9 protein-coding genes and 2 pseudogenes are annotated in these 8,267 nt (G+C 60.7%); 5 read left to right on the top strand and 6 right to left on the bottom strand.

The genetic code is table 11. The annotated features are described in order from the left end of the window. Nucleotides 1-265 (top strand): annotated as a pseudogene (locus F561_RS0123700) (IS4 family transposase); the annotation flags it as partial. On the opposite strand, the gene F561_RS0123695 reads toward F561_RS0123700, so the two are convergent. The 3 genes from F561_RS0123695 to F561_RS0123685 form a co-directional block, all read right to left on the bottom strand. Further along, nucleotides 240-431 (bottom strand): hypothetical protein, encoded by a 192-nt coding sequence (locus F561_RS0123695; protein ID WP_019012450.1) that lies wholly within the window; start codon nucleotides 429-431, stop codon nucleotides 240-242. The pseudogene F561_RS0123700 and the gene F561_RS0123695 sit on opposite strands and share 26 nt — an antisense overlap. A gap of 322 nt (nucleotides 432-753) precedes the next feature. After that, nucleotides 754-1,779, bottom strand: a complete 1,026-nt coding sequence (locus tag F561_RS0123690; RefSeq protein ID WP_019012449.1) for a Gfo/Idh/MocA family protein — start codon at nucleotides 1,777-1,779, stop codon at nucleotides 754-756. Next, nucleotides 1,776-2,522, bottom strand: a complete 747-nt coding sequence (locus F561_RS0123685; protein WP_019012448.1) for a ThuA domain-containing protein — start codon at nucleotides 2,520-2,522, stop codon at nucleotides 1,776-1,778. The genes F561_RS0123690 and F561_RS0123685 overlap by 4 nt, the downstream gene beginning before the upstream one ends. Nucleotides 2,523-3,027: 505 nt before the next feature. Here F561_RS0123685 and F561_RS0123675 point away from each other — a divergent pair. Continuing rightward, nucleotides 3,028-3,345: a recombinase family protein gene (locus F561_RS0123675; protein WP_019012446.1), complete on the top strand. Its 318-nt coding sequence runs from the start codon at nucleotides 3,028-3,030 to the stop codon at nucleotides 3,343-3,345. 167 nt (nucleotides 3,346-3,512) lie between these two features. Here the strand turns inward: F561_RS0123675 and F561_RS0123670 are convergent, their stop codons facing one another. After that, entirely contained in the window at nucleotides 3,513-3,968 is a 456-nt protein-coding gene (locus F561_RS0123670; protein WP_019012445.1) for a MarR family winged helix-turn-helix transcriptional regulator, read from the bottom strand. A gap of 137 nt (nucleotides 3,969-4,105) precedes the next feature. Between F561_RS0123670 and F561_RS0123665 the strand changes: the two genes are divergently transcribed. Next, nucleotides 4,106-5,152, top strand: a complete 1,047-nt coding sequence (locus F561_RS0123665; protein ID WP_019012444.1) for an Atu2307/SP_0267 family LLM class monooxygenase — start codon at nucleotides 4,106-4,108, stop codon at nucleotides 5,150-5,152. A 175-nt stretch (nucleotides 5,153-5,327) separates the two neighbouring features. Here the strand turns inward: F561_RS0123665 and F561_RS28405 are convergent. Beyond that, nucleotides 5,328-5,591, bottom strand: a pseudogene (locus F561_RS28405) (transposase domain-containing protein); the annotation flags it as partial. Nucleotides 5,592-5,759: 168 nt separating this feature from the next. On the opposite strand from F561_RS28405, the gene F561_RS26760 reads away from it, so the two are divergent. Both F561_RS26760 and F561_RS30235 read left to right on the top strand, forming a co-directional pair. Then, entirely contained in the window at nucleotides 5,760-7,640 is a 1,881-nt protein-coding gene (locus F561_RS26760; RefSeq protein WP_019012442.1) for an eCIS core domain-containing protein, read from the top strand. Further along, nucleotides 7,616-7,840, top strand: coding sequence for a hypothetical protein (locus F561_RS30235; RefSeq protein WP_019012441.1), 225 nt, complete (start codon nucleotides 7,616-7,618; stop codon nucleotides 7,838-7,840). Before F561_RS26760 ends, F561_RS30235 begins: the two co-directional genes overlap by 25 nt. Nucleotides 7,841-7,862: 22 nt before the next feature. Here the strand turns inward: F561_RS30235 and F561_RS0123645 are convergent. Continuing rightward, the coding region (locus tag F561_RS0123645; RefSeq protein ID WP_019010888.1) for a transposase at nucleotides 7,863-8,267 on the bottom strand (405 nt) is incomplete at its 5' end.

Here is an 8,267-nt window from a genome sequence, read left to right as displayed (position 1 = left end):
CACCCACATGACGCTCCACGATCACGTGGAGCGCCTACTCTGCCTATTGACCCTGGCGTACGTCTGGTGCGTGCTGGTGGGGGTTCTCCAAACCTGCACTGTGAAGGCGCACGGTCGGCGAGCCTGGAGTGTGGTGACGCTGGGCCTCCGGACCCTCGTGCGGACGTTCGTCTGCATCCACGAGCGTGGGGAGGCGGAAGCCCTGCAACTCATTGGGCTTTTGAAATCCAGCCAGACGCTCAATTCAGAAAGTGTCGGGTACTGAGGGCCGGATCACGTGCGGCGCAGTCGTCGCGCAGGCGGCCAGCACTCAGGTAGGTCGCGTAGGCCGTACCCAGGTCCTCAAGAGCCGCGTTCTGTGCCGTGCCCAGGCCGCAGACGCCGGTGAGCAGCAGGGCCACGCCAGTGGTGAGGTGTCGTAACGCAACCATTCACTGACAGTACTGGAAGGCCAATGGCAGACGCATTGAGCCTTTCTCCATGCAGCCAGAGTCTCCCTGAAGAGGTCAACAGCAGGCAGGGTCAAGCAGCCTCAACGTCGATCCTGCCTGCAGTGGCCGGGGAGATTTCGTGTGGACGCCCACGTCAAATCGGCTGGCCTGTTCTCGACCGGATGGAGGGAATCAGATTGCGAGCACTGGAGAGAATGGAAGTGCCAGAGATCCTTTTTCTGACGCCTGCATTTCCCCAGTACTCCAGTTTTTCAAGATTGAGCCTGCTTGGTGGCCCCTCTCCCACAGTTCGGACAAGCGCTCAGACGTTCACTGGAAGTTTGGTGCGGGCGCTTTCATATCCGCCCAGCACCAGACGGACACTCTCGCGGCCATCCTCACCGCTGCACACCACGGGCAGGCCCTGCGTAATCGACGCCAGAAAATGCTGGATGCTCCGGACGTGTCCATTAGACGGGGCCGCAAAGTCGTACCACGTTTCGTCGCCCTTGTCCCAGGTGCCGAAGCCGTATTCGCGTGTCAGCAGCCGCAGCCGGGGCGGCCCCATCCGGTTGCTGCATTCCAGCGATCCGAGCGTGCCGTAGACGGCGAAACTCTCTTCCCAGGCGGTTGCACTCCAGCTGTTCTCCACGCTGCCCTGAGCGCCGCTTTCAAACTCCAGGCTCGCCAGACTCACGTCTTCCACCTCAATATCGAACTTGAGGGTACTGGTCCGGGCAAAAATACTGCTCACGTCGCCGCCGAAGTGCCGGGCAAGGTCCATCATGTGACAGCCGTTGTCGAGGAGGGTTCCGCCGCCGCTGGCCGATTTGCTGCCGAACACGCCGCGCACCTCGGCTGCGCCGCCCCAGTCGTGTGCCTGCCGCAGACGCATAAAGGTCACCTGACCGATACGTCCCTCATCAATCAGCCGTTTGGCCGTTTCGACCTGCGGACTGGAGCGCAGGTGATGTCCAGTTTGCAGGACCGCTCCGCTCAGCCGCGCCGCCTCGATCATCTCGCCGCAGGCGTTCAGGTCAAGCGACAGCGGTTTTTCACACAGCACGTGAATGCCCCGGCGCAGGCATTCGGTGGCTGCGGGCGCATGAAAGGCGTTCGGAGAGCAGATGCTGACCGCTTGCAGCGATTCGCGGTCCAGCATGTCCTCGAAGCTGGCATATCCCCGCGCCTGCCACTCCTGCTCGCGCTGCTTGCGGGTGCTCTCGCTGACGTCCGCGAACGCCACGACGTTGGCCCCGCCCAACCGGTAGCCTTCAAAGTGCCGCTGCGAGATGCCGCCTGCACCGATGATCCCCACGTTCAGCGGCTGACTGATGAGCTGGCTCATGAACGGCGCTCCGGCAGAGTCTCCAGTGGCTGACGGTTGCCGAAAGACCGGGGCGCACTCTGAGTCGGGGCGGCCCAGCGTGCAGCGTTGGCGATAATTCTCTGAATGCCCGCGTGGTGGTAGGTCGGATAGGTTTCGTGGCCGGGCCGGAAATAGAAGATTTTGCCGCTGCCACGGGTATAGGTACACCCGCTCCGGAAGACCTCGCCGCCACTGAACCAGCTGACGAAAATCAGCTCGTCGGGCGCGGGAATGTCGAAGTGCTCGCCGTACATTTCTTCCGCTTCCAGTTCCAGATATTCACCGACCCCCTCGCTGATCGGATGGCCGGGCTGCACGACCCACAGCCGTTCACGGTCATTGGCCTCACGCCATTTCAGATCGCAACTGGTGCCCATCAGCCGTTTGAATACCTTGCTGAAATGAGCCGAGTGAAGCACGATCAGGCCCATGCCGCTCAGGACCCGCTCGACCACGCGGCTCACGATCTCATCGGAAACCTCGTCGTGGGCTTTGTGACCCCACCACAGTAAAACGTCTGTCCTGTCCAGCACTTCGGCGCTCAGCCCGTGCTCAGGCTCATCCAGGGTCGCCAGTTGCAGCTCGGTCAGGCCCTGTTCGCGCAGACCAGCGGCAATGGCCTGATGAATTCCTTCTGGATAGACAGCGTGCACCTTCGGGTTCTCCAGCTCGTGACGAAATTCGTTCCAGATGGTCAGGCGGGGCGAGCTTAATTGAGTCATGTCTCTCCGTAACAGCGGGTGAGGAGCAGGGAGCCGGGGTGCATGCGAACCGAGAAAAATTTCTTGATTACTCTATCGGTGCCTCTACTATATCGATATAGGAGCGGGCCATGCGTTGGCGGAAACAGGCTCTTCAATAAATTTCCAGCTCACGAGCATGATTCTGTAAGGTTCGGGGCGCTGACCACGGATTTGGGCAGGATGGTGTTGGAGTTCGTCGCAGGTTCTGATGTTGTCTTTTGCCCTCCTACACTGCGTCCAGGACGCCATTCGCCTCCAGCTGTCAGACGGTGAGGCCAGAAATAGAGTGAGTGGCCTCGTCGCTCTACACACCTACACCAGAGTTATAGAACTCCCGGAGAAGGTGTGACAATACCCGCAGGTGTTGATGGTCTTCCAGTTTCTCACCTCTGCCAGACGCTGCTCCGGGTTCCGGTTGACCTGTAGGACCAGTTATCTCTCGGTTCCCCCTTCCTCCGCTCTTGTTTCTTGTCTGGGAGATGCCATGCTTGTAGGTTATGTCCGCTCGGGCCACGTGCTGGATTCACCTTTTCCTCAGGCGGCCCGGTTGATCGCGGCGGGCTGCCAGGCCCTGTTCGTGGAAATGAGCGGTGGAGATCATCTCAGCCGACCCATTCTGCACCGCACCATCGACCTCCTGCGATCCGGCGACGCGCTGGTGGTCGAGGATGTGGACCGGCTGAGCAGCAACCCGATGCACCTTAAAATTATTCTGCGCCGCCTCGAAGACCGGGGAGCCAGCCTGAATGTCCTGAGTTTCGAGGACGAACTTGTTCCGGTGCGGTGGTCACCTACACGGTAGAGGAAAGGGTCGGCCGGAGGTGTCGTTTTCTGGCCGTCCGGTCATTTTAAAACACTGAAGTAGCCCGCCTGCCTCCAACTGAAAGCCCGAAAAAAAGCTCACTCCGTATAGCCTCACGTTGCGGCAGCAGAAAACGCCCCGCTTTCACAGCAGACAGGCAAAAAATATCAGCGCTGGGCACGTTCCAGCCGCTGCATCAACTGCGCCAGCTGCTTCTGCTCTTCAGCGGTCAGTGTGCCGAACCGCCTGACCAGCCAGTCCTCGTGGGCGGGCACCAGCGCGTCAAAAAGGGCCTGGCCCGTGGGGGTCAGGTGCAGCAGCTTCTCCTTGCCCACAGGACGCCTCTCGATCAGCTGGCGTTGATCTAGGTGGAGCAGCAGCTGACTGGTATTGCCCTGGGTGACCAGCAGCTTCTGGCTGAGATCTCGCTGGGTCAGACCGGGCTGGCCGCCGACGGTGGCAATCACGTTGAACTGGGCGGGGCTGAGCTGATGCTCCCTGAGCAGGTCGCTCCAGGCTTTGCCGATGTGCTGAGTAACGCGCATCATCCGCAACCAGGCCAGCACGGCGGGGCGGCCAGTGCTGGCACGCCGGGGATTTAGGGCAGAGGGGGCTTGCGCCATACATTCACTTTAGTGCTAAAGTGATTTTGCGTCAAGTTCAGGAAGTCAGGTTCAGGGTACTGAATCCGACCCCTGCGCCTCCCCTTACCTCACCCAAGCGAACCGCCTAGCGCTGGTTCGCTGCCGCAAGGAGACCTATGGAACTGGGTATCGACAGCTTCGCCGCCACCATCACTGACCCGGACACCGGAATCACGCTCTCGGGTGCCGACCGCCTCAACCATCTCATCGAAGAAATCGAATGCGCTGACGAGGCTGGCCTCGATTCGTTCGGAGTCGGCGAACATCACCGCCGCGAATATCTCGATGCCGCGCCCGCCATGATTCTGGCCGCTGCCGCTGCCCGCACGAAGCGCATCCGCCTCAACAGCGCCGTGACTGTTCTCAGCGCCGACGATCCTGTGCGGGTGTTCCAGCAATACGCCACCCTCGACCTCCTTTCCCGTGGCCGCGCAGAGATCGTGGTCGGACGCGGTTCTTTCGTGGAAGCCTACCCACTGTTCGGCCTGCATCTGGATGATTACGACGCGCTGTTTGCCGAGAAGCTCGACCTGTTGCTCAAACTCCGCGATGAAACGCACGTCCATTGGCAGGGCCGCTTCCGCGCTCCACTGACCGGAGAGGGGGTGTACCCGCGCCCGCAGCAGGAGCGGCTGCCCATCTGGGTCGGTGTCGGCGGTACGCCAGCGTCATTTGTCCGTGCAGGCACGCTCGGTCTGCCGCTGATGGTCGCCATCATCGGCGGTGATTTTCGGCGGTTCCGGCCCCTGGTGGATCTGTATCGCCGGGCAGGTGAGGCGGCAGGACATCCCAGAGAGGCGCTGCGCGTGAGTGTTCACGCCTTCGGCTTCGTCGCGGAGACCTCCCAGGCGGCGCGGGACGCTTTCTATCCGGGCTACGCACGCATGATCGACACCATCGGGCGTGAGCGTGGCTGGCCCCCTGCCTCCCGCGCCCGGTTTGATGTCGAGTGCGGGCCGTCCGGTGCATATCTGATGGGAAGCGTGCAGGAGGTGGCCGATAAGGCCGTGCACGTCCACGAGGTGCTGGGGGGCGTGTCGCGCCTGACCTTTCAGATGACGAATGTGGCGCTGTCTCATGACCGCATGCTGCGGGCCATCGACCTGCTCGGGCGCGAGGTGGCCCCCCTCGTCCGCGAACGGTTGGCACAGCTCGGGCACTGAGCGGCAGCGGAGGCCAATTGATTTGGGCGTGATCCTGTGAGGCGGCGCTCTGGCCGGACGGTGCCAGTCCTCTGTGGCCTCCAATCACGGCTGAATCACCCTGCGGCACGTACGGCAACGGTATCTACGGCTATGGTGAGCTTGCCTCGCTTTCGTGCAAAAACGAGGTATCCCCACGAACACCATCAACGTTCCTACACACCTCGTCCAGAAGCCACCGGGAACCCCGTCGGTGCTCCCGGTGGCGCAGTTCTTCTGCAAAGAGGGGGCTGAATTTAATGCACCATTCGCGGAGGGTCTCGTGGCTGACCTTAAGGCCGCGCCTGTGCAGCAATTCCTGCACGTCCCGGTCATTGAGGGGGAAGCGGTGGTAGAGCCAAACGGCGTGCTGGATGATGGTTATCGGGAAACGGTGGCGGTAAGGCTTGGCGTCGGTCACGTCGCGTCAGCGTACCCCAACCCGGTTAAGGCAACACAACCCTCCAGTACCGTCGTTCAGGAAATGTGGGGGAGAGTCGCGTTGTCGGGTGATCGGCTTCAGCCCAATGGCAAGGCCCCAGTCTTTCCTGTGGCCTTCCTTCACGCCACTCTGTTCTAGACTGACCCTATGTACGAGTCGGTCAAGCGCAAGGGGGCAACATCGCAAACGGTCTTGCCCCAGTGGGCTTTGCCGACTCCGGTCAAGTCACTTCCAAACCCGACAGAGGCGGTTCAGCGGGTCCTGACGGCCCACACCTTCCGGCCCGTTTTGGTGCAACGCCGTGCAACACAGCCCGTCTTGCAGGCCAGCCAATACGAACAGCGTGAGGTTCAACGATCGGCCACCGAGCAGGCTACGGTGCAACGCCAACTCGACGTCCTGCCTCCCCTGCTTCCTGGGACATTATCTGCTGCCTTGCAACGCCAGCACGCTCCAGCTTCCCCACCGTTGAAGCCTCAATCGCCTGCCGAATGGGTGACCGTCATGCGTTTTCAAGCCGAGCAAGCCGAAGGGCGCTTGATGGATGTGCATCAGGCGGGGCAATTTACAGCTCTCCAACGACAGGTGGCGCAGGTCTTGCAGCAGGGCTACCGCCAAGATCGACAGCCTCCAGCCGTGCGTCAAGCGCAATACGCCGAACATTTAGTCGCGTTGCAGCGTCATCCCGCGAGTGGTCAAGTCGCTCACGCCGTCATGGCCTTGATTCCTGCAGGCGAACGACCTTCTTCACAACGGGCGGTCGATGAAGCTCTGCAACGTCAAGCGCTCCAAGATGCTCAGGATCAAGCGGCCCTGACTCAGCAGACCTTGCAACGCAAGAAAGCGGAACTGGAAGCTGAAGCGGTGCAACCCGTGTTGCAACGGATTCAGGCCCGACGTGGGGCAGGCAATCCCTTGCCTGCGGCCATCCTGCGCCACTTGGAACAGGGGCTGAACCACGATCTGAGCCGGGTGCGCATCCATGACGATGCGGAAGCGGACAAACTCAGCAAGAAGGTCAACGCCTTAGCCTTCACCACCGGTACGGACATTTATTTCCGTAGCGGGCAGTTTAATCCGAACACTCAGAGCGGCCTCGAACTCTTGGCCCACGAGGTCACCCACACGGTTCAGCAGAGCAAAGGCAACGTTGGTACCGGCGTTGATCCTGATGCGGGGCTAGAAAGCGAAGCCCGGCAGATGGGTCAGAAACTGGCGACCCTCCCTGTCAAACAAGTCCCCAATCCCCATGCGCCAGGGGTCTACACCCACTCCGCGGCTTTGAAGCGCGTCCAAACAGGAGCCGCGCAGGCCTTTTCCCTCAAGCCCTTGACGGATCTCCAACCCCAAGCCATGCAACGCTTCGGCAATCCCCTGACGTGGGTGGCTGATCAAGCCAAATCAGGCTTAGCCTCCGCTCTGACCGCGATCCCCGGCTACCGCGAACTGACCATGGCCTTTGGCAAAGATTTGGTCACTGGCAAAACGATGGCGGCTAATCCCAACGCCATTCTGGATGCCCTGGCAGGCTGGGTCCCGGGGCCACTCAAAGATGTGCTCAACGCCCTGAAAGAAACTGGGGCCATTCCCAAAGCGTGGGCTTGGTTCAAAGCGGAGCTCGGCAAACTGGACTTGGGTGGCGCACTGGGTGAAGTCGGCAAGGCCATGGGCAAAGCGGATCTGGGAGCCGCCAAGACTGCCATTACCCGCCGCATCAGTGGCCTCAAAGCCCTGATCGTCGGGAGTGCCCACAAGATCGCCGAGATTGGCCTGATGGCCCTCACCGCTGGGTTAGGCCCAGTGGGGCAACAGGTCATTGCCAAGTTGCGAAGCAGCGGTGACCTGATCCTGCAAGTCCTGAAAAACCCTGCCAAGTTTGCCAGTCATTTGCTGGGGGCCTTGAAAGGGGGTTTTAGCCGCTTTGCCCAGAATGCTCCCAAACATTTGCAGAACGGCTTAGGGCAATGGTTGACCGGGGCCAGTGGCATTGCCTTCCCGCCAAGTTGGATCTGCAAGGCGTATTCCTGACGGCGCTGAGTGTGATGGGCTTGACCTACCAGGCCATGCGGGGCCGCTTAGTGAAAAGCCTTGGAGCGAACGGCGAAAAACAAGTCCGCCAGGCTGAAGGCACGCTGGACACCCTGAAAACCCTTAAAGGTGGCCTACATAAGGCTTCCGAGATGAAAGCCAATCAAGGCAGTGCTCTGCAAAGCGAGTACAGCCTGTGATGGCGTGAAATTATAGCATTTGTCATAAAGAGACCGAAGGATAGGCATGTCGGAACCAGGCGGCGCTGTCCTGAGGGGTGAGTGTTTGCAACGCCGCCCAGATCGCGGCGAGGAGTTGATCTAAAGTGCGCCACGAGCCAGCCCGTACGGCCGCTTTGATTTTGGAAAACATCAATTCAATGGGATTGAAGTCCGGACTGTAGGGCGGGAGAAACAAGAGGTGACAGCTCTGTGCTTCGATGAGCGTCCGAACGGACGCTCGGTGATGTGACGAGAGGTTGTCCATCAAAACGACTTGTCCTGGCTGCAAGGTGGGGCACAGGACGTGTCGGACGTACCACTCAAAGGACACCCCATTGACCGCACCAGTGAGGATGAACGGGGCCAGTGGCCCCGCGTTGTGCAAGGCACAGATGAGGGTCTGATT

It is taken from the genome of Deinococcus aquatilis DSM 23025, from assembly GCF_000378445.1.
Lineage (GTDB): Bacteria > Deinococcota > Deinococci > Deinococcales > Deinococcaceae > Deinococcus > Deinococcus aquatilis.
Note: the sequence above shows the minus strand (reverse complement) of the source record. Positions and strands in the feature narration are given on the sequence as shown.